21 protein-coding genes are annotated in these 19,032 nt (G+C 62.0%); 9 read left to right on the top strand and 12 right to left on the bottom strand.

The genetic code is table 11. The features are described from left to right. Window positions 1–12 precede the first annotated feature (12 nt). The 3 genes from hemB to K5K89_RS11155 form a co-directional block, all read right to left on the bottom strand. Window positions 13–987, bottom strand: a complete 975-nt coding sequence (hemB, locus tag K5K89_RS11165; protein ID WP_222541405.1) for a porphobilinogen synthase — start codon at window positions 985–987, stop codon at window positions 13–15. Window positions 988–1,104: 117 nt separating this feature from the next. Further along, window positions 1,105–1,947 carry a PhzF family phenazine biosynthesis protein gene (locus K5K89_RS11160; protein ID WP_222541404.1) on the bottom strand — a complete coding sequence of 281 codons (843 nt, stop codon included), beginning with the start codon at window positions 1,945–1,947 and terminating at the stop codon, window positions 1,105–1,107. Window positions 1,948–1,950: 3 nt separating this feature from the next. Continuing rightward, window positions 1,951–2,649 (bottom strand): glutathione S-transferase N-terminal domain-containing protein, encoded by a 699-nt coding sequence (locus K5K89_RS11155; RefSeq protein WP_071489748.1) that lies wholly within the window; start codon window positions 2,647–2,649, stop codon window positions 1,951–1,953. A 260-nt stretch (window positions 2,650–2,909) separates the two neighbouring features. Between K5K89_RS11155 and K5K89_RS11150 the strand changes: the two genes are divergently transcribed. Both K5K89_RS11150 and K5K89_RS11145 read left to right on the top strand, forming a co-directional pair. Further along, window positions 2,910–3,611, top strand: coding sequence for a histidine phosphatase family protein (locus tag K5K89_RS11150; protein ID WP_071489668.1), 702 nt, complete (start codon window positions 2,910–2,912; stop codon window positions 3,609–3,611). 44 nt (window positions 3,612–3,655) lie between these two features. Then, window positions 3,656–4,711 (top strand): permease, encoded by a 1,056-nt coding sequence (locus tag K5K89_RS11145; protein WP_222541403.1) that lies wholly within the window; start codon window positions 3,656–3,658, stop codon window positions 4,709–4,711. On the opposite strand, the gene mnmH is transcribed toward K5K89_RS11145, so the two are convergent. The 4 genes from mnmH to K5K89_RS11125 form a co-directional block, all read right to left on the bottom strand. Further along, the gene (mnmH, locus tag K5K89_RS11140) at window positions 4,701–5,804 is read right to left on the bottom strand and encodes a tRNA 2-selenouridine(34) synthase MnmH (protein WP_071489669.1); all 1,104 of its coding nucleotides are present in this window, start codon (window positions 5,802–5,804) and stop codon (window positions 4,701–4,703) included. The genes K5K89_RS11145 and mnmH overlap by 11 nt on opposite strands. Further along, the gene (selD, locus tag K5K89_RS11135) at window positions 5,804–6,838 is read right to left on the bottom strand and encodes a selenide, water dikinase SelD (RefSeq protein WP_071489670.1); all 1,035 of its coding nucleotides are present in this window, start codon (window positions 6,836–6,838) and stop codon (window positions 5,804–5,806) included. The genes mnmH and selD overlap by 1 nt, the downstream gene beginning before the upstream one ends. A gap of 95 nt (window positions 6,839–6,933) precedes the next feature. After that, on the bottom strand, window positions 6,934–7,686 hold the full coding sequence (locus K5K89_RS11130; RefSeq protein WP_058425591.1) for a TerC family protein: 753 nt from the start codon (window positions 7,684–7,686) through the stop codon (window positions 6,934–6,936). A gap of 26 nt (window positions 7,687–7,712) precedes the next feature. Further along, window positions 7,713–7,964, bottom strand: coding sequence for a hypothetical protein (locus K5K89_RS11125; RefSeq protein ID WP_071489671.1), 252 nt, complete (start codon window positions 7,962–7,964; stop codon window positions 7,713–7,715). 134 nt (window positions 7,965–8,098) lie between these two features. Between K5K89_RS11125 and nhaR the strand changes: the two genes are divergently transcribed. Then, window positions 8,099–9,001 (top strand): transcriptional activator NhaR, encoded by a 903-nt coding sequence (gene nhaR, locus K5K89_RS11120; RefSeq protein ID WP_071489672.1) that lies wholly within the window; start codon window positions 8,099–8,101, stop codon window positions 8,999–9,001. A 4-nt stretch (window positions 9,002–9,005) separates the two neighbouring features. Here nhaR and K5K89_RS11115 read toward each other — a convergent pair whose 3' ends face one another. Then, entirely contained in the window at window positions 9,006–10,163 is a 1,158-nt protein-coding gene (locus K5K89_RS11115) for an MFS transporter (protein WP_071489673.1), read from the bottom strand. Between the two features lie 240 nt (window positions 10,164–10,403). Between K5K89_RS11115 and sstT the strand changes: the two genes are divergently transcribed. Further along, window positions 10,404–11,624 carry a serine/threonine transporter SstT gene (gene sstT, locus K5K89_RS11110; protein WP_092249665.1) on the top strand — a complete coding sequence of 407 codons (1,221 nt, stop codon included), beginning with the start codon at window positions 10,404–10,406 and terminating at the stop codon, window positions 11,622–11,624. 63 nt (window positions 11,625–11,687) lie between these two features. On the opposite strand, the gene K5K89_RS11105 is transcribed toward sstT, so the two are convergent. After that, complete coding sequence (locus tag K5K89_RS11105; protein ID WP_058425596.1) at window positions 11,688–12,197, bottom strand: DUF1993 family protein; 510 nt, start codon at window positions 12,195–12,197, stop codon at window positions 11,688–11,690. Window positions 12,198–12,313: 116 nt separating this feature from the next. Here K5K89_RS11105 and K5K89_RS11100 point away from each other — a divergent pair, with 116 nt between their 5' ends. Beyond that, window positions 12,314–12,967 carry a YceH family protein gene (locus K5K89_RS11100; protein ID WP_222541402.1) on the top strand — a complete coding sequence of 218 codons (654 nt, stop codon included), beginning with the start codon at window positions 12,314–12,316 and terminating at the stop codon, window positions 12,965–12,967. A gap of 118 nt (window positions 12,968–13,085) precedes the next feature. On the opposite strand, the gene K5K89_RS11095 is transcribed toward K5K89_RS11100, so the two are convergent. Beyond that, a complete protein-coding gene (locus K5K89_RS11095) occupies window positions 13,086–13,904 on the bottom strand; it encodes a shikimate 5-dehydrogenase (protein ID WP_222541401.1) in 819 nt (272 codons plus the stop codon). A 156-nt stretch (window positions 13,905–14,060) separates the two neighbouring features. On the opposite strand from K5K89_RS11095, the gene K5K89_RS11090 reads away from it, so the two are divergent. From K5K89_RS11090 to K5K89_RS11080, 3 genes are all read left to right on the top strand, one after another. Further along, entirely contained in the window at window positions 14,061–14,435 is a 375-nt protein-coding gene (locus K5K89_RS11090) for a hypothetical protein (RefSeq protein ID WP_016980060.1), read from the top strand. Between the two features lie 225 nt (window positions 14,436–14,660). After that, window positions 14,661–14,855, top strand: a complete 195-nt coding sequence (locus tag K5K89_RS11085; RefSeq protein ID WP_071489678.1) for a hypothetical protein — start codon at window positions 14,661–14,663, stop codon at window positions 14,853–14,855. 91 nt (window positions 14,856–14,946) lie between these two features. After that, on the top strand, window positions 14,947–15,129 hold the full coding sequence (locus K5K89_RS11080; RefSeq protein WP_071489679.1) for a hypothetical protein: 183 nt from the start codon (window positions 14,947–14,949) through the stop codon (window positions 15,127–15,129). Between the two features lie 2 nt (window positions 15,130–15,131). Here K5K89_RS11080 and K5K89_RS11075 read toward each other — a convergent pair whose 3' ends face one another. Continuing rightward, window positions 15,132–16,199, bottom strand: a complete 1,068-nt coding sequence (locus K5K89_RS11075; RefSeq protein ID WP_071489680.1) for an AI-2E family transporter — start codon at window positions 16,197–16,199, stop codon at window positions 15,132–15,134. A gap of 103 nt (window positions 16,200–16,302) precedes the next feature. Then, window positions 16,303–17,508 carry a cytochrome c biogenesis protein DipZ gene (locus tag K5K89_RS11070; RefSeq protein ID WP_222541400.1) on the bottom strand — a complete coding sequence of 402 codons (1,206 nt, stop codon included), beginning with the start codon at window positions 17,506–17,508 and terminating at the stop codon, window positions 16,303–16,305. A 201-nt stretch (window positions 17,509–17,709) separates the two neighbouring features. Here K5K89_RS11070 and yegQ point away from each other — a divergent pair, with 201 nt between their 5' ends. Next, complete coding sequence (yegQ, locus tag K5K89_RS11065) at window positions 17,710–19,023, top strand: tRNA 5-hydroxyuridine modification protein YegQ (RefSeq protein WP_222541399.1); 1,314 nt, start codon at window positions 17,710–17,712, stop codon at window positions 19,021–19,023. Window positions 19,024–19,032 lie beyond the last annotated feature (9 nt).

Raw genomic sequence — 19,032 nt, 5'->3', positions numbered from 1 at the left:
CCTGTTGTGGTTCTAGATCCCCGCCAACGCCACGTCCATCGCGAAGTAGGTGAAGATCAAGTCCGCACCCGCGCGCTTGATCGAGCCCAAGGTTTCACGCACCACACGGTCCTCATCAATCGCCCCGGCCTGGACACCGAACTTGATCATCGCGTACTCGCCGCTCACCTGGTACGCCGCCACCGGCAGGCGCGAGGCTTCGCGGATGTCGCGGATGATGTCGAGGTAGGCACCGGCCGGCTTGACCATCAGCGCATCCGCGCCTTCCTGTTCATCCAGCAGCGATTCGCGTATGGCTTCGCGGCGGTTCATCGGGTTCATCTGGTAGCTCTTGCGGTCGCCCTTGAGCGCACTGCCGCCGGCTTCGCGGAACGGTCCGTAGAGGGCCGAGGCGAATTTGGTCGAGTAAGCCATGATCGGGATATGGGTGAAGCCCGCATCATCCAGGGCGCGGCGGATCGCCTGGACCTGGCCGTCCATCGCCGCCGAAGGGGCAATGACATCGGCACCGGCACGCGCGGCGGCCACGGCCTGCTTGCCGAGGTTGACCAGCGTCGCGTCGTTGTCGACATGGGCGCCGTGCATCACACCGCAGTGGCCATGGTCGGTGTATTCGCAGAAGCAGGTGTCGGACATCACGATCATTTCCGGCACAGCGTCCTTGATGATCGACGACATGCGCGAGACCAGGCCGCGCTCTTTCCAGGTGTCGCTGCCGCTGGCGTCCAGGTGGTGGGACACGCCGAAGGTCATCACCGACTTGATGCCGGCACGGGCATAGCGCTCGATCTCGCCGGCCAGTTTCTTCTCAGGGATGCGCTGCACGCCCGGCATGCTGGTGATTGGCACGAAGTCGTCGATTTCTTCTTCGACGAAGATCGGCAGCACCAGGTCGTTGAGGGTGAATTCGGTTTCCTGGAACAGGCCACGCAGCTCCGGGGAGCGGCGCAGGCGGCGTGGGCGGGCTTGGGGGAACTGGCTGGTCATGGTGGTCCTATCGCAAGGCAGAAAATCTTTGGGGCGAAAGCTTATGCCCCCAGGCCCCGGCAGCACAAACGCCGAGGGGCCAATAGTGTATTGCGGGGGCGGTAATAATTTATTGATCTAGAGCTGTACACGCCCGTCGATGCACACCGACACGGCGCCACCCATCCATATTTCAGTGCCCTGGCGCTCAACGCGGATCCGCCCTGCCCGGCCAATTGCCGTGCCCTGGCTGACCACATAGCGCTCGGGGGCCAGGCCCTCGCCGAGCAACCATTGCGCAAGCCCCGCATTCAAGCTGCCGGTGGCCGGGTCTTCCTGCGCGCCATCGCCTGCGATAAAGGCACGCACCTCAAATTGCGCATCCACATCGTCGCGCCCGCCGTCACAGGGGGCGATCACGCCCACGGCCAGCCCCAGCAGTTGCGAATAGTCCGGCTGCAACGCCAGGACCTGGTCACGGTCTGCCAGCATTACCGCGAGCCAGCCAGCGCCATTGTCCACCCACTGGCTGCGCACGATGGCCCCGGGCTCCAGGCCCAAGCCCAGGCGCACGCGCTCCAGCAACGGCGCGTCCACAGTACCGGCGCGCAATAACGGCGGCGCGATAAATGCCAGTTCATCGCCTTGGCGACGGATACGCACCAGGCCGATTTCGCACTCCTGGATTATCTCCTCGCCCTTGGGAATACCACCTGCCTGCAGCCAGGCATAACAACTGCCCAGCGTCGGGTGTCCGGCAAAAGGCAGCTCCGTCAAGGTGGTGAAAATTCGCACCCGGTAGTCAGCCCGAGGATCACGCGGCGTCAGTAAAAACGTGGTTTCACTGAGGTTGGTCCAATTGGCGAAGTCCGCCATCTGTTGGTCGCTCAGGCTGTCGGCGCCAAACACCACCGCCAGCGGGTTGCCTTTGAGCGCCACGCGGCTGAACACGTCCAGCTGTTTGAAATCGAAAGTCGGCATGCTTCAACTCGGAATATTAAGGCCACGGATCACCGCCGGCCGTGCGACGAAACCGTCCAGAGCGCGCAGTACATTGGGAAAGTCGGCAATGCCTACAAGGTCACCGGATTCGTAGAAGCCGATCAGGTTGCGGACCCACGGAAAGGTGGCGATGTCAGCGATGCTGTACTCGTCGCCCATGATCCAGGTACGGCCCAGCAGGCGTTTTTCCAGCACGCCCAGCAGGCGCCGGGATTCGGCGGCGTAACGGTCGCGCGGGCGTTTGTCTTCGTAGGCCTTGCCGGCAAATTTGTTGAAGAAGCCCAACTGGCCGAACATCGGGCCGATACCGCCCATCTGGAACATCAGCCACTGAATAGTTTCATAACGTGTCGCCGGATCCTCGGAGAGCAACTGGCTGGATTTTTCCGCCAGGTAGATCAGGATCGCGCCAGACTCAAACAACGCCAACGGCTGGCCGCTGGGGCCATTGGGGTCGATGATCGCGGGGATCTTGTTGTTGGGGTTCAGCGACAGGAACTCGGGAGAGAGTTGGTCCTGGGTCTCGAAGCTGACCTTGTGCGCTTCATAGGGCAGGCCGAGCTCTTCGAGCATGATCGACACTTTTACCCCGTTGGGGGTCGGCAGCGAGTACAGTTGCAGGCGCTCCGGATGCTGGGCAGGCCATTTGCTGTTGATCGGGAAAGCAGCGAGTGGGTTCATCGGGAAGCCCTGTGTGTGTGTGTGCTGAAAGCCCCCATGATAGTCATCCGGCGAGCGTCCTGCATGGGTCATCAATACGCAACAACCGCCAGCTATCATGTCGTGAGGGCGAACCAATACGCCCTCGTGCACTCTTAACTGAGCTCAAGCGGTGAATGGAGGCACCTCGCTATCTCGACAGGGAACACCGCAGGCGCCCCAGGCGTCATAGTGGCCAGGCGTGTCTGCCTTAACGTGACGCATGAAGACTCGAACTTACAATGACGATCAAGCCTCTGCGCCTTGTGCAACGACTGAAACGCTATTCATACATCCTGTTGCCGCTCTTGTTGGTTGGCGGCGCTATCGATCTGAGCCTGGAGTCACGGATCAGCAACGCCGACCAGGTTGACGGCGTGCAAACCCTGGTCTTCCTGCGCCACGGTGAAAAACCCGCCGGTGGCCTGGGCCAGCTCAATTGCCAGGGCCTCAACCGGGCGATGAACCTGGCCACGGTTTTGCCAGAGAAGTTCGGCAAGGCCAATTTCGTGTTCGCCGCCAACCCGACACGCAATGTGGAGGAAGGCGAACTGGACAATTCCTACAGCTATATTCGCCCGCTGATGACCATCAGCCCCAGCGCGATCAAGCTCGGCCTGCCGGTGAACATCAAGTTTTCCGCGAATGACACCAGTGCCCTCGCCGACGAGCTGGTGGAAGACAAGTACCACAACTCCATCATCTACACCGCCTGGTCCCACGGCTATCTGCCGGAGCTGATCAACAAGGTGGCGAGCGAAGCGTCCGGCGAAAAACACACCATCACCGACGACTGGTCCGGCAGCGACTACGACACGCTGTATGTGCTGACGCTGACCTGGCACAACGGCAAAGCCTCGTTGCTGAGCCGCAACTATAAACAGGGCCTGAACAACGGCGAAGAAACCTGCCCTGAACCTACCCAGGTGAGCGCCGAGAGCTGAGGGCGTATGATGCGCCGCTATTGACTCACCTGCGGATCATCACCATGCCCAACCTCGCCTCCACCCAGCCCAACCGGGGCTGGTCGTTCTGGTGGAAACCAGCGCTGTTCCTGCTGGTCGCCTGCGTCGGCCTCTACTACGTGAAGTGGTCGCCTTACTACCTCAAGGCCTTCGCCGCCGCCGATAACCACAGCATTGGCGCCTCGATTCTCAACGATCAGCAAAGCTCGCCCCTGGCGGCCGCGCTGGCGTACGCCCAGGTGTACTTCCTGGCGATCTGGAAAGCCGCTGTGCTGGCGGTGATCCTGGGCTCCCTCCTGCAAGTGCTGATCCCCCGCGACTGGCTGCTGCGCCTGTTCGGCCGCGCCGGGGTGGGGTCGACCCTGCGGGGCGGGCTGTTCGCCCTGCCGGGGATGATGTGCAGTTGCTGCGCGGCACCGGTCGCGGCCGGCATGCGTCGGCAGCAGGTCTCGGTGGGCGCGGCACTCGCGTTCTGGATCGCCAACCCCGTGCTGAACCCGGCGACGCTGGTGTTCATGGGCTTCGTGCTGGGGTGGGGCTTCACCGCATTGCGGCTGGTGGCGGGCATTGTACTGGTGGTGGGCGTGTCCCTGATCGCGCAACGTATCGCCCGCCCGGACCAGGTGCCGGAAGCGGCTCTGGGCGCGGTGGCCGAGGTCAGTGTGGTTGAGTCCCAGCCGTTCCTGGGCCGTTGGCTGCGGACCCTGTGGCAGTTGTTCTGGAGCACGATCCCGGTGTACATCCTGGCCGTGCTGATCCTGGGTGCCGCGCGCGTCTGGCTGTTCCCCCATGTCGACGGCGCCATGACCAACAGCCTGGTTTGGCTGGTGCCGCTGGCGATTGTCGGCACGTTGTTCGTGATTCCCACCGCCGCCGAGATCCCCATCGTACAAACCATGATGACCCTGGGCATGGGCACCGGCCCGGCCGTGGCCTTGCTGATGACCCTGCCGAGTGTGAGCCTGCCGTCGCTGCTGATGCTGCGCAAGGACTTCGATGCGCGGGTGCTGGTGACGGTGGCGGGGTTGACGATGCTGGTTGGGGTGGTGTGTGGGTTGATCGGCGCGGCTATCCTCTGATCGGCGCGCGTGCGCGCAAATATTCCACCACGGCGCCCTGCTCCCCTGCGAACTCGATCCGTGCGCCTTTGTTTTCGCGCTGGAAGGCGTACATCGGGTCGTAATACTCGCGCAGAAGCCCTTCGATCCAGGCGCGATGCAGGTCCACATCACCGCTGCGCGCCTGCTCCGCCAGGGCCGCCTGCAAGATCGCCTGCAACCGCTGGAAGCGTTCGCCGCCCAGGCGTTTATGGATATTGCCCAGGCTCTGGGTCAGGCGCTCGGCAAACAGCGCCTGGCCGGTGTCGCCAAACACCGCGATAAATTCGGCGCACAGGTCCACCACATAGTCGCGCAGGATGCGCTCGACCCGCCCTTCTACGCTGTCCTGCAGCCACACCATCGGGAACGTCTGCATGCCCTTGTGCAACGCCAGCGGCAGCGCGCAACTGCCGATCATGCGGCTCTCATCCTCGACCACGAACTGCTCGATACCCGCAGCACGCTTTTTCAGCAGGTCCACGGCCAGGCGGTTTTCGAAGTCGATGTTGGACGGCTGCGCCGTGGCGCGTTTGCCGAAGCTGGAGCCGCGATGGTTGGCATGACCTTCCAGGTCCAGGGCATTGCGCAACTGGCCGAGCACCTCGGTCTTGCCGGTGCCAGTCATACCGCCCAGCAGCACGAAGTCACACTGCGTGGCGGCGTGCTCGACGGTCTCCAGCAAAAAGGTGCGCATGGCCTTGTAGCCGCCACCGACACGGGGATACTCGATGCCGGCTTCGGTCTTGAGCCATTGCTGCACGATCTGTGAACGCAGCCCGCCACGGAAACAGTAGAGGTAACCCTCGGGGTTGGCCTGGGCGAACCGCGCCCACTGCTCGATACGCTCGGCCTTGATAGCGCCGGACACCAGCTCATGCCCGAGCACGATGGCGGCCTGCTGGCCCTGCTGCTTGTAGCAGGTGCCGACGCGCTGGCGTTCGTCGTCGGTCATCAGCGGCAGGTTGATCACCCCCGGGAACGCGCCCTTGGTGAACTCGATCGGCGCGCGGGTATCCATCATTGGCCGATCATTGAGGAAAATGTCGCGGTAGTCGGTGATATCGGTTGCCATCAAATCACCTCAACCGCGTGGGTCTGTCGCTCGAGCAGCTCGCCGATAGGTTCCAGGACCAGGCCCAGTTCAGCCGCCATGCGGTGGAATTCGGCGTCGCCCTCGGGCGTGACGGCGATCAACAGGCCGCCGCTGGTCTGCGGGTCGCACAGTACGCGCTTGTGCAGCTCCTGCAGGCGTCCGAGCTTGCTCGAATAGCTGTCGAAGTTGCGCAAGGTGCCGCCGGGCATGCACCCCTGGTCCAGGTAGTCCTCGATCCCAGCCAGGCGTGGGACCTTGTTGTACTCGATGCGCGCCGTCAGGCCGCTGCCGTCAGCCATTTCCACCAGGTGGCCCAACAAGCCGAAACCGGTGACATCGGTCATTGCGGTCACCCCCGCCAACTTGCCGAAACGGCTGCCGGGCTTGTTCAGGGTGCACATCCAGTCCCGGGCCAGGCCGATATCCGCCTCGCGCAATTTGCCCTTCTTCTCGGCGGTGGTGAGGATGCCGATGCCGATGGGCTTGGTGAGATACAACCGGCAACCGGCGGTGGCTGTGTCGTTGCGCTTCATATGGCGCTTTTGCACGATGCCGGTCACGGCCAGGCCGAAGATCGGCTCCGGGGCGTCGATGGAATGCCCGCCCGCCAGAGGAATCCCGGCTGCGTCGCACACCGAGCGGCCGCCGCGGATCACTTCGCGGGCAATCTCCGGCGCCAGTACGTTCACCGGCCAGCCCAGAATGGCGATGGCCATCAGCGGATCGCCACCCATGGCGTAGATATCACTGATGGCATTGGTGGCAGCAATCCGGCCGAAATCGAAGGGATCATCGACAATCGGCATGAAAAAGTCGGTGGTGGAGACCACGCCGCGCTCGTCGTCGATGGCGTACACCGCCGCATCGTCACGCGAAGCGTTGCCCACCCACAGCTTGGGGTCGAGGTTCTGTGCGCCGCTGCCGGCAAGGATCACTTCCAGCACCTGGGGCGATATCTTGCAGCCACACCCCGCGCCGTGGCTGTACTGGGTAAGACGAATCGGCTCGTTCATGTAGGACCTCACGCTATCAAGTGCGCGAATTCTAACAGACAGCAAAAAGCCGGCTGGGCTCATCTTGAGCGCAGCCGGCCGTTTGGTTTCAGCGGTTACTGCCGGGCAGCGAGCAAACGCTGGTGGCGGTTACGCCGGGCAATGTTCAAGCATTCGATAGCCGCCGAGAACGCCATGGCCGCATACACGTAGCCTTTCGGTACATGGGCGCCGAAGCCCTCGGCGATCAGGGTCATGCCGATCATGATCAGGAAGCCCAGGGCCAGCATCACCACGGTCGGGTTGTCGTTGATGAACTTGGCCAGCGGTTCGGCCGCCACCAGCATCACGATCACCGAGGTCACCACGGCAATGATCATGATCGGCAAGTGCTCGGTCATGCCCACGGCGGTGATGATGCTGTCGATGGAGAACACCAGGTCGAGCAACAGGATCTGCCCGATGGCCGCGGCAAAACCGATGGCCACCACGTTGCCAGCATTGGTTTCCTTCTCTTCGGGTTCCGGGTCCATGCTGTGATGGATTTCGGTGGTGGCCTTCCACACCAGGAACAGGCCACCGGCGATCAGGATCATGTCCTTCCACGAAAAGGCCTGGCCGAACACTTCGAACACCGGCGCCGTCAGCTGCACGATGAACGCGATGGTGCTGAGCAGGCCCAACCGCAACACCAACGCCATGCTGATACCGATGCGTCGCGCCTTGGCCCGATGCTTCTCCGGCAACTTGTTGGTGAGGATCGAGATGAAGATCAGGTTATCGATGCCCAGCACGATCTCCATCACGATCAGGGTTGCCAGGGCAATCCAGGCGGTGGGGCTGGCGGCCAGTTGTAAAAGGTAATCCATAGGTCAGTCCTGACGTTGAGCGGAAATTAGGCTTCTTTACTGTTCGATTCGGTTTCGTTCTCTTCCTGATCATCCTTTTTCTGCGGGTTGATCAGGCCGTTGGTCGCTTCACTCAATGCCTGTTCGGCAGCCTTGTGGGTGTCATCGATGGCTTGCTTGGCCGATTCGGTGGCCTTGCCCAGTACCTGCTGCGCGCTTTTCTCGACCTGATCGCAACCGCTGATCACTACCAATGAAAGCGCAAGCAAGGATGCCGCGCCCAGGGAATTGAGTTTCATGATGTCTTCCTCGTTAGAACCCTTGGGTCCAAATAGTGGCCCCGCGATAGCGACGCATTCTATGCAGGCAAACAGTTCAGGAAAATTCGTATTTTTCTCGCGTATACTTCGTTTTTTACGAAGTGAAGGCTGCCATGCTCAATTACCGACAACTGCACTACTTCTGGGTGGTGGCCAAGACCGGCAGCATCGTGCGTGCGTGCGAGCAGTTGAACCTCACGCCCCAGACCATCAGCGGGCAGATCAGCCTGCTCGAGCAAACCTTCGGTATCGCGCTGTTTCAGCGCGTCGGCCGCCAACTGGAACTGACCGAAGCCGGGCGCCAGGCCCTGCCCTATGCCGAGCAGATGTTCCAGACCGGTAATGAACTGGAGGCCATGCTGCGCGCGCAGCCCGACGAACAGCAGATCCTGTTCCGCGTCGGCGTGGCGGACGTGGTGCCCAAGTCTATCGTCTACCGGCTGATCGCACCGACCATGGAGTTGAGCGAGCCGATCCGCATCACCTGCCGTGAGGACAAACTCGAACGCCTGCTCGCCGACCTGGCGATCCAGCGCCTTGACCTGGTGATTTCCGACAGCCCCATGCCTACTCACCTGGACATCAAAGGCTACAGCCAGAAGTTGGGCGAATGCGGCATCAGTTTTTTCGCCACCCAGGTGTTGGCTGACGAACACCGAGGGGATTTCCCACAGTGCCTGCACGGCGCGCCGCTGTTGATTCCGGGCGCGGAAACCGTGGTACGCAGCCGTTTGCAGCGCTGGTTTGCCGAACAACAGATTCAACCGAAGATCATCGGCGAGTTCGACGACAGCGCCTTGATGCAGGCATTCGGCCAATCCGGCAGCGGGATCTTTATCGCCCCCAGCGTGATTGCCGACGAGGTGGTGCGCCAGTACGGCGTGGCGCTGATTGGCCAGACCGTGGCCGTGACCGAATCGTTCTACGCGATCTCGGTGGAGCGCAAGGTCAAGCACCCCGGCATCGTGGCGATTACCGAAGGCGCCCGGCGCGAGCTGTTCACCACCCTGCCCTGACGGCTCAGGCGCCGGAGGCGAGCGGTTGCCTGGCGGTCATCAGCCACAACGCCAGCAGGATCGACACCAGGATAAACCCGGACGCCGCAAAGCCCAGGCTGCCCAGGCCGAGGGTGTCGATCACGTGCCCGCCCACCATGGCGCCCAGGCCGATGCCCAGGTTGGCCCCGGCGATGTTCAGCGACGCGGCAAACGCCGGCGCATGGGGTGCAGCCTTCATCAGGCGCACATGGCTGACCAGGAACATCGCCGCCTGGGTCACGCCCCACACGGCCATCGCCGCCGCCAGGCCGATGGTCGAATGAATCGCCGGGACCAGCGCCACCATGCCTGCGATCATGAAGCCGCAGAACACCATGGAGGCGATCAACGGGTGACGATCCACCGCACGCCCGCCCAGCGAATTGCCAATCAGACCGACCGCACCGAAGCCCATCAGGCACCAGCCCACCAGCGTACCGTCGAACCCGGCCAGGCGCTCGAGGATGTCCGCCAGGTAGGTGTAGGCGGTGAACATGCCGCTGAACACCAGGATCGACAGCAGGATATGCCCCTGCATCAGCGGGTTGCGCAGGATCTTGAACTGCGAGCGCAACGTCACTTCATCGTTCTTCGGTTGGGTCACCGGCAGGTAGATAAACAGCAGCAAAGCCTTGGCCAGCGCGATCACCGCGAGGATGGCAAACGCGCTGCGCCAGCCGAACATATCCGAAATCAGCGTGCCCACCGGAATGCCGAACACCGTGGCACAGACAATACCGAAGCCGATTTTTTCAATCGCTCGGCCAGCGAACTCAGGGCCGACGATGTCCACGGCGGTTTCACTGGCCAGGGCCCAGAACACTGGCAAACCCAGGGCCGGGATCAACCGTGCCAGCGCCATCACCCAGATATTCGGTGCCAGGGCCGCCACGGTATTGGCCACACCGAACAGGATCAGGATGCTGATAAACAGGCGCTTGCGTGGGAAACGTGCGCAGTACGCCGTCAGAAACGGACCAAACGCCGCCACGGTAAATGCGAACAAGGTCACCAGCAGCCCGGCTTGGGACACAGTGACGTTCAAGTCGCGGGCGATGGACGGCAACAGGCCGACGATCACGAATTCTGTGGTCAGCACGGTAAAGCCGGCGGCCGACAGCAGGAGGATGGGAAACAACATGAAAACTCCAGAAACGACGACATCAACGACAGCCCGAAGGGCCCGCTGACAGAGAGGAAAGATGAGAGGACAGAATCTTAACAGAGTATGTCCGGATTTGGCCAAGGCCTGGGCAAGCGGGTGACGCAATGCCGCACCGCCAGGGACTTTTCCCACAGCATGCTAGACTTCGCGATCCGCGTCCTACAGCCCTTTCCGAGTCAGTAGCTGCGCCCTAAAAAAAACCAGAGACAAGTGTTTATGACTGCTGCCCCCTCTCTCCTGCAACGACTGGCCCGCGTCAGCCTGGTCACGCAAATCGTCATCGGCCTGATCGCCGGCATCCTGTTGGCCTTGCTGTTGCCCGAGGCGGCCAAGGCTACCGGGTTCATCGGCAAGGTATTCGTCGCGGCACTCAAGGCCGTCGCACCGATCCTGGTGTTTGTGCTGGTGATGGCATCCATCGCCAACCATAAACATGGCCAGGAAACCCATATCAAGCCGATTCTGTTCCTGTACCTGCTGGGCACCTTTGCCGCCGCGGTGGTGGCGGTAGTTGCGAGCATGTGGTTCCCCTCTTCGCTGGTGCTGGCGACCCATGACGCAGCGGTGACCGCGCCCGGCGGTATCGGCGAAGTGTTGCAGAGCCTGTTGCTGAGCGTGGTGGACAACCCGATCAGCGCGCTGATGAATGCCAACTTCATCGGCATCCTGGCGTGGGCCATCGGCATGGGCATTGCCATTCGCCACGCGGCGCCGACCACGCGGGCGGTGCTGGAAGACCTGTCCAACGGCGTGACCCTGATCGTGCGTGTGGTGATCCGCTTTGCACCGCTGGGCATTTTCGGCCTGGTTGCCTCGACCCTGGCCACTTCCGGCTTCGGCGCCCTGCTCGGCTACGCCCACCTGCTGGTGGTGCTGATCGGCTGCATGCTGTTCGTGGCGCTGGTGATCAACCCGGCCATCGTGTTCTGGAAACTGCGCCGCAACCCCTACCCGCTGGTGCTGATGTGCCTGCGCGAAAGCGGCATCACCGCATTCTTCACCCGCAGTTCGGCAGCGAATATCCCGGTGAACCTCGCATTGAGCAAACGCCTGGGCCTGCATGAAGACACCTACTCGGTGTCGATCCCGCTCGGTGCCACCATCAACATGGCCGGCGCGGCGATCACCATCACCGTGCTGACCCTGGCCGCCGTGCATACCCTGGGCATTGCCGTCGACCTGCCCACTGCCGTGCTGCTCAGCGTGGTCGCGGCCATCTGTGCGTGCGGTGCTTCCGGCGTGGCCGGCGGTTCGTTGTTGCTGATTCCGCTGGCGTGCAGCCTGTTCGGCATTCCCAGTGAGATTGCGATGCAGGTGGTGGCAGTCGGTTTCATCATCGGTGTGTTGCAGGATTCGGCGGAAACCGCGCTCAATTCGTCCACCGATGTGCTGTTCACCGCCGCCGCTTGCCTGGGCAAGGAAGAACAGCCGGCTTAACAGTCGCGCACAAAAAAACCGGGACGGTTCCTTTAGGAATCGTCCCGGTTTTTTTATGCGTGCTTAGAAAGCGCCCATGTAATCGCGCTTGCCCACTTCCACGCCGTTATGGCGCAGCAGCGCGTAAGCGGTGGTGACGTGGAAGAAGAACTGCGGCAGGCCGTAGGTCAGCAGGTAGGACTGGCCGCTGAAGCGCTTCTCTTTCGGCGTGCCAGGGCGAGTGACGATCTCGATGCCTTCCTTGCCGTCGATCTGCTCCGGGGTGATGGTGTCGACAAAGGCCAAAACCTTGGCGATCAGCGCTTGCAGGTCGGCGAAGGTCACTTCGCTGTCTTCGTACTTAGGCACTTCGATCTCGGCCAGGCGCGCGGAAACCCCCTTGGCGAAGTCGACGGCGATCTGCACCTGGCGCACCAGTTGGAACATGTCCGGAAACAGGCGCGCTTGCAGCAAGGCGTTCGGTTCGATGTTCTTGGCGCTGGCGTGGGCTTCGGCCTTGGTCAACACACCGCTCAGGGCGGTGAGCATTTGCTTGAAGACCGGGATGGAGGCGGCGTACAGGGAAATAGTCATGGCAGTCTCATGGTTATGGCACGGTTTGAACCAGCGGCGATTATAGACATGCCGGGCGCTTGTCTTTTAATTTTTCAGGATTACGCTAAGGACCTCCACTGCATAGGGAACGCGCGATGACCGCCGAGCACGACACCGACACCCCTGAGCCGCGCCTGAACAGCACGGAAATCCGCATCCTGGGCTGCCTCATCGAAAAACAGGCGACCAACCCGGAAACCTACCCCTTGACCCTCAACGCCCTGGTGCTGGCCTGCAACCAGAAGACCAGCCGCGAGCCGGTCATGAACCTGAGCCCGGGCCAGGTCGGCCAGAGCCTGCGCGCACTCGAAGGCCAGGGTTTCACCCGCCTGGTGATGGGCAGCCGCGCCGACCGCTGGGAACACCGCGTGGACAAGGCGCTGGAACTGGTGCCGGCCCAGGTGATCCTGACCGGGCTGCTGTTTCTACGCGGGCCGCAGACTGTCAATGAGTTGCTGACCCGCAGCGGGCGCATGCACGATTTCGAAGATGCCGAGCAGGTCGTGCACCAACTGGAACGCCTGATTGCGCGGGGGCTGGCGTTGCTGGTGCCGCGCCAGGCCGGCCAGCGCGAAGATCGTTATACCCATGCATTGGGCGATCCGCAGGATATCGAGGCGATTATCGCGGCGCGAGGCAATCCGATGGAGCGCGGGGGTGTCAGTGGCGTGTCTGTCGAACGCATCGAAGAACTCGAAGCGCGCATTGCACTGCTGGAAGAACGGCTGGCCAAATTGGAACCGCTGTAACGCGGAAAAAATGTGGGAGGGGGCTTGCCCCCGATGACGGTGTGCCAGTCAGTAATTTCATTGTTGAGCTACCGCTATCGGGGGCAAGCCCCCTCCCACATATGATATTCAGGGTTCTTCAGGTTCGGGCGAACGCCACGGCTTTGGCGAACTGCTCCGGCGTCGGTCGCACCCCGGTATAGAGCACAAACTGCTCAAGCGCCTGGATCGCAATCACTTCGAGCCCGGTAATCACGCGTTTACCCTTGGCACGTCCACGCACGATCAACGGCGTTTCAGCGGGGATCGCCACCACATCGAAGATCGTCTCGGCAACATCCACCGCTTCGGCATCGAATGCCAACGCATCTGCCTCAGGCCCTCCCGCCATGCCGATGGGCGTCACGTTGATCAGCATCTGCGGGCGCAGTTCTCCCAACTCGGCCTGCCATTCGTACCCCAGGTTCTGCGCCAGCGCCCGGCCCGCTGGCTCGTTGCGCGCCACGATCACGCCCTTGGCGTAGCCGCCATCGCGCAAGGCACTGGCCACAGCCTTGGCCATGCCGCCGCTGCCACGCAGGGCAAAGGTCGATTCCTTTGGCACCGCGTGCTTCTTGAGTAACTGCTCGATTGCGATGTAGTCGGTGTTGTAGGCCTTGAGGTGCCCATCGGTGTTGACGATGGTGTTCAGGGAGTCGATGGCTTGAACCGAATCGTCGAGCTCGTCCACCAAGGCAATGGCGGCTTCCTTGAACGGCATGGAAACCCCGCAACCGCGTACCCCCAGCGCCCGGATACCACCGATCGCGCCGGGCAAATCCCGGCTGCTGAAGGCTTTATAGTAGAAGTTCAGGCCCAGCTGTTCGTACAGATGGTTATGAAAACGCAGGCCGAAATTCCCGGGGCGCGCCGACAGCGACATGCACAGTTGGGTGTCCTTGTTGGGGTGCATCTGCATGGGTAACTCCTTTGAGTAAGCAAATCGGTACAGACCTTACACAACCTTTACCTAGCGGCTGTGCTGTTTTTCAGAAATACGTTGTCTTAAAAGTATCCCCGCGACATTACTTGAGTCTATTGATTGCAGACCACAAGCGCTGGGGCTAACCGAGGAATGACCATGATTCGTACAATCCCCAAGATCGCCTTGCTGGTTGGCGCACTCGCGATGGCAGGCCAAGCCTCCGCCCACGGTGGTGGTTGGGGTGGCCCGGCTGTATTGGGTGCTTTAGTCGGCGCTGCAGTCGTGGGCTCCGTGGTTGCCAGCCAGCCGCGTGAGGTCTATGTGCAGCAGCCGGTGTATGTGCAACCGCAGCCGGTATATGCCGCTCCGCCGCCGGTTTATTACGCACCGCCACCGCCGGTGTATGTGCAGCAACAGGTTTACTACCGCCCGGCGCCGGTCTATTACGGCCCACCGCGTGGCTATTACGGGCCACCCCGCGGCTACTACGGCCCTCCCCACGGTTACTACGGTCGCGGCTGGTAACCGCATCGTCTGAAACAGGCCTCGCGTGATCGCGGGGCCTTTTTTTGCCTGGAAAGTCCGGATTCAAGGCGTCAAGGTCGCTCTGAGGACAATGCCCGACGCGCAATCGCACATCATCAACACCAATGTCTACTTGCCCGAACAGGCCTTGCGCTGTCATGTTTGTGTCACGAAACACTTCCACCATCGAGACTGTCCACCCAATAACAACAAGGACGACTGACCATGCCCACGCAAAACCCACACCGCGCCGCCGGCCTCTGTACATCCAGCAAGGTCTACAGCGCCCTCACGGAACTCAAGCACCTGGAAGGCCACCGCAGCGCCAAGTTCCTCGCGTTGCTCGCGGAAAACCTGGTGCGCAAGGGGCTGCTCAGTGAGCAGGAAGTGGTGAACATGCTCGATCAGGTCGTGGACTGACGCCTCGCGTCGATGTCGACTATCGAGACGGGTGATTTTTCCTGCGCCAGCCCGCCCCGTAAAGTGACCCCCATAGCGATTGGAGGTCTTTATGCCCACTGTACAAATCATGTCCGTCATCGGCAGCGCCGTCCCCGCCCCGCTTCGCAAGTCGGGTCTTCTCGCCTGCTGGTACCTGGTACGCGATGGTGAAGCCATCAGCGGCCCACTGACATCCCTGTCGGATGCCGAAAAACAACTGCAACACGTATCGAACTTCAGGCTCCACGCCTGAGGTCAGGGCAATGGCAGTTTGACTCGCGGCTTGCTCTCCACAAACAATGCCCAGCTGGACATGAACAGCGCCGCCACCAGCGGCCCGATCACAAAACCATTGAGGCCAAACACCGACAGACCGCCCAGGGTCGAGATCAGGATCAGGTAGTCCGGCATCTTGGTGTCCTTGCCCACCAGGATCGGGCGCAGCACATTGTCCACCAGGCCAATCACAAATACGCCAAACAGCCCCAGCACCACGCCCTGCCAGATCGCACCGCTCAGCAGGAAGTACACGGCCACCGGGCCCCACACAATCCCGGCGCCCACGGCCGGCAGCAACGACAGAAACGCCATCAGCACCGCCCAGAGCAACGCACTGGGAATGTCCAGGAACCAGAAGATCAGCCCGCCCAGCGCACCCTGGGTTACCGCCACCAGCACATTGCCCTTGACCGTGGCGCGCACCACCCGGTTGAACTTGAGCTGCAACCGCCGCTTCTGCGGCTCGGCCAGCGGCACCGCCGTACGCACCTTGCGCACCAGCTCCGGGCCGTCGCGCAGCAGGAAGAACAGCAAGTACAGCATGATGAAAAAGCTCACCAGGAAATCAAACGTGCCCTGGCCGAAGCTGAACGCCTGGGTCGCAAAGAACTGGCTGCCCTGCATCGCGCTCTTGACGATCTTCTCGCGCAAACCCTCCAGGTTGCCCATGCCGAAACGGTCCAACAGGTGCTGGAAATACGGCGGCAGCACGTTCTTGAATTGCTCGATGTACCCCGCCACATCCAGCTTGCCGCTCTCGACATTCTTGTAGAGCGTCGCGCCCTCTTGCACCAGCAAGGCACTGGTGATGATCACCGGCAGGATCGCGATGACCAGGCAGGCGCTCAAGGTCGCCAGGGAAGTGAAATTGCGGTTCCAGCCAAAGCGCTGCTGCAGGCGGCGCTGCATCGGGGCAAAAATGATGCCGAGGATCACCGCCCAGAACACGGCGCCGTAGAACGGCAGCAATATCCAGATAAACGCGACGGTCACCAGGCCCAGCAACAACAGCAGGGTCTTGAATTGCAGGTTGGTTTGATTCATGTCCGGTCCATGTCAGAAAAGCACAGGGCCGGTATAGGCCCTGTTGCTTAGTCCGCAGCGATTCCTGGGAGTGCCGTTGGTTATCGAACAAGCGTAGACCCTATCACTGCGTGGCCTTGGCCTCATTCAACAACGTCTGGATCATCTGCTCCTGGGCCTCGTACCGGCCTTCACCAAAATGCGTGTCGCGCACCTGCCCGTTGGCATCGATCAGGTAATGGGCGGGCCAGTACTGGTTATCGAAGCGGCGCCAGATCGCGTAGTTGTTGTCGATCGCCACCGGGTACGTAATACCCAACTTGCGCACCTGCTCCTTGACGTTGCCGATGATGCGCTCGTAGCCGTATTCCGGAGTGTGCACGCCGATCACCACCAGGCCGTCCTGCGCGTACTTTTTCGCCCAGGCCTTCACGTACGGCAGGGTGTGCTGGCAGTTGATGCAGTCGTAGGTCCAGAAATCCACCAGCACCACCTTGCCTTTCAAGGATTCGCGGGTCAGTTCAGGTGAATTGAGCCACTCGACCGCGCCGCCCAGCGACGGCATGGCACCCCGTGCATTGTCCTGCGGGTCGGCCTTGACCTTGCTCACCACGTAATCCACCACCTTGGGCACGTTTTCCAGCAGCCCTTTTTCCAGGCTGCTGACGCCTTCGGACGAAGTGCCGGCGAGCAGGGTCTTGTCAGCACCGGTAGAAATCACCACGGCCGCGGCCAGTACCGCCACCCCTGCCCCACGGCGCAGCCAACCGGTCAGCGGAATGGAGGCCTTGAGTCGATTGACGAGGCCGCGCCCGGCAACGATCAGGGTGCCCAGGGACAGCGCACTACCCAGCCCGTAGGCCAGCAGCAACAGACTGGTCTGCGCATTGGCGCCTTGCAGCATCGCACCGGTCAGGATCACACCCAGGATCGGCCCGGCGCACGGTGCCCACAGCAGGCCTGTGGCGAAACCGATCATGAGCGACTTGAGCGGACCGGACAGCGCACGGCTGTCAGGATCGATACGGTTGCCCAACAACACGAACGGCCGCGCCAGCCAGCCACCGACCCGCGCCGAGATCAGCGACAGCGCAAACAGCCCCATCACGATCAGCGCCACATGGCGGCCGGTGTTATTGGCCTGTATCACCCACTCCGAGCTGACCACCGCCAGGCTGGAAACCAGCGCGAAGGTCAGCACCATGCCGCCGAGGGTCAACAGGATCGAACGACGACTGCGGTCGACACCGGCGAACAGAAACGGCACCACCGGCAGGATGCAAGGGCTGAGGACGGTCAGGATGCCGCCCAGGAATGCGACGAAGAGCATGGTGATCACCTTATGGATACGGGAAGCCCATTAAGACCGGATGAGGTATCGCGCCTGTGTCGGAAAACCGTGCGGATAAATCGATACGTATCCACAGCCCCCGTCGATACACAGCGATACAAAAATGCGCAAAGCACGATCTGGATCAATGAACCGCCCTCGCCGCTCGGCTACCTTCGCGACCTTTTGCGACCCGTGCCCATGCCTCCCATCCTCCCCCCCGAACTGCTCGCCCCTGCCGGCACCCTGAAAAACATGCGCTACGCCTTCGCCTATGGCGCCGATGCGGTGTATGCCGGCCAACCGCGCTACAGCCTGCGGGTACGCAACAACGAGTTCGACCACGCCAACCTGGCCCTCGGCATCCAGGAAGCCCATGCCCTGGGCAAGCGTTTCTACGTGGTGGTGAACATTGCGCCGCACAACGCCAAGTTGAAGACCTTCCTCAAGGACCTCGCCCCGGTGATCGCCATGGGTCCGGATGCGCTGATCATGTCTGATCCCGGGCTGATCATGCTGGTGCGCCGGCACTTCCCGCAGATGCCCATCCACCTGTCGGTGCAGGCCAATACGGTGAACTGGGCCAGCGTCGAGTTCTGGCAGCAGCAAGGGATCTGCCGGGTGATCCTGTCGCGGGAGTTGTCCCTGGAAGAAATCGATGAAATCCGCCAACAGGTGCCGGCCATGGAGCTGGAAGTGTTTGTGCACGGCGCCCTGTGCATGGCCTATTCCGGGCGCTGCCTGCTCTCGGGCTACATGAACAAGCGTGATGCCAACCAGGGCACCTGCACCAATGCGTGTCGCTGGAAATACCAGGCGACCCCGGCGGTGGAAAACGCCACCGGCGATATCGTCCAGCACTGCGAGCCGACCCTGGGCATTGGCGCACCGACCGACCAGGTGTTTCTGTTGCAGGAAGCCAACCGCCCCGATGAACAGATGCCGGCCTTCGAAGACGAACACGGCACCTACATCATGAACGCCAAGGACCTGCGCGCGGTGCAGCACGTGGAACGCCTGACCCACATGGGCGTGCACTCGCTGAAGATCGAGGGCCGCACCAAGTCGCACTTCTATTGCGCGCGCACCACCCAGGTGTATCGCCAGGCCATCGACGATGCGGTGGCCGGTCGTGTCTTCGACCGCAGCCTGATGATCAACCTCGAATCCCTGGCCCAGCGCGGCTACACCGAAGGGTTCCTGCGCCGGCATGTGCACGATGAGTACCAGAACTACCAGAACGGCAGCTCGGTGTCGGAGCGCCAGCAGTTCGTCGGCGAACTGACCGGCGAGCGCCGGGGCGAACTGGCCGAGATCAAGGTGAAGAACCGCTTCGCCGTGGGCAATCACCTGGAATTGATGACCCCCGCCGGCAACTTCCACTTCGACCTGGCCACCCTGCACAACGCCAAGGGCGACGCCATCGAGGTCGCGCCGGGAGATGGGCACACGGTGTATCTGCCACTCCCGGCGGCGATGGACCTGCGCTTCGGCTTGCTGATGCGCGACCTCTAGCGCATCGCC

The sequence above is a fragment of the Pseudomonas sp. DR208 genome (assembly GCF_019823005.1).
Classification (GTDB): Bacteria; Pseudomonadota; Gammaproteobacteria; order Pseudomonadales; family Pseudomonadaceae; genus Aquipseudomonas; species Aquipseudomonas extremorientalis.
Note: the sequence above shows the minus strand (reverse complement) of the source record. Positions and strands in the feature narration are given on the sequence as shown.

Excerpts from the sequence above, each read along its gene's own strand:
- hemB (WP_222541405.1), bottom strand. The coding sequence starts at position 987 with ATGACCAGCCAGTTCCCCCAAGCCCGCCCACGCCGCCTGCGCCGCTCC.
- K5K89_RS11160 (WP_222541404.1), bottom strand. The coding sequence starts at position 1,947 with ATGCCGACTTTCGATTTCAAACAGCTGGACGTGTTCAGCCGCGTGGCG.
- K5K89_RS11155 (WP_071489748.1), bottom strand. The coding sequence starts at position 2,649 with ATGAACCCACTCGCTGCTTTCCCGATCAACAGCAAATGGCCTGCCCAG.
- K5K89_RS11150 (WP_071489668.1), top strand. The coding sequence starts at position 2,910 with ATGACGATCAAGCCTCTGCGCCTTGTGCAACGACTGAAACGCTATTCA.
- K5K89_RS11145 (WP_222541403.1), top strand. The coding sequence starts at position 3,656 with ATGCCCAACCTCGCCTCCACCCAGCCCAACCGGGGCTGGTCGTTCTGG.
- mnmH (WP_071489669.1), bottom strand. The coding sequence starts at position 5,804 with ATGGCAACCGATATCACCGACTACCGCGACATTTTCCTCAATGATCGG.
- selD (WP_071489670.1), bottom strand. The coding sequence starts at position 6,838 with ATGAACGAGCCGATTCGTCTTACCCAGTACAGCCACGGCGCGGGGTGT.
- K5K89_RS11130 (WP_058425591.1), bottom strand. The coding sequence starts at position 7,686 with ATGGATTACCTTTTACAACTGGCCGCCAGCCCCACCGCCTGGATTGCC.
- K5K89_RS11125 (WP_071489671.1), bottom strand. The coding sequence starts at position 7,964 with ATGAAACTCAATTCCCTGGGCGCGGCATCCTTGCTTGCGCTTTCATTG.
- nhaR (WP_071489672.1), top strand. The coding sequence starts at position 8,099 with ATGCTCAATTACCGACAACTGCACTACTTCTGGGTGGTGGCCAAGACC.
- K5K89_RS11115 (WP_071489673.1), bottom strand. The coding sequence starts at position 10,163 with ATGTTGTTTCCCATCCTCCTGCTGTCGGCCGCCGGCTTTACCGTGCTG.
- sstT (WP_092249665.1), top strand. The coding sequence starts at position 10,404 with ATGACTGCTGCCCCCTCTCTCCTGCAACGACTGGCCCGCGTCAGCCTG.
- K5K89_RS11105 (WP_058425596.1), bottom strand. The coding sequence starts at position 12,197 with ATGACTATTTCCCTGTACGCCGCCTCCATCCCGGTCTTCAAGCAAATG.
- K5K89_RS11100 (WP_222541402.1), top strand. The coding sequence starts at position 12,314 with ATGACCGCCGAGCACGACACCGACACCCCTGAGCCGCGCCTGAACAGC.
- K5K89_RS11095 (WP_222541401.1), bottom strand. The coding sequence starts at position 13,904 with ATGCAGATGCACCCCAACAAGGACACCCAACTGTGCATGTCGCTGTCG.
- K5K89_RS11090 (WP_016980060.1), top strand. The coding sequence starts at position 14,061 with ATGACCATGATTCGTACAATCCCCAAGATCGCCTTGCTGGTTGGCGCA.
- K5K89_RS11085 (WP_071489678.1), top strand. The coding sequence starts at position 14,661 with ATGCCCACGCAAAACCCACACCGCGCCGCCGGCCTCTGTACATCCAGC.
- K5K89_RS11080 (WP_071489679.1), top strand. The coding sequence starts at position 14,947 with ATGCCCACTGTACAAATCATGTCCGTCATCGGCAGCGCCGTCCCCGCC.
- K5K89_RS11075 (WP_071489680.1), bottom strand. The coding sequence starts at position 16,199 with ATGAATCAAACCAACCTGCAATTCAAGACCCTGCTGTTGTTGCTGGGC.
- K5K89_RS11070 (WP_222541400.1), bottom strand. The coding sequence starts at position 17,508 with ATGCTCTTCGTCGCATTCCTGGGCGGCATCCTGACCGTCCTCAGCCCT.
- yegQ (WP_222541399.1), top strand. The coding sequence starts at position 17,710 with ATGCCTCCCATCCTCCCCCCCGAACTGCTCGCCCCTGCCGGCACCCTG.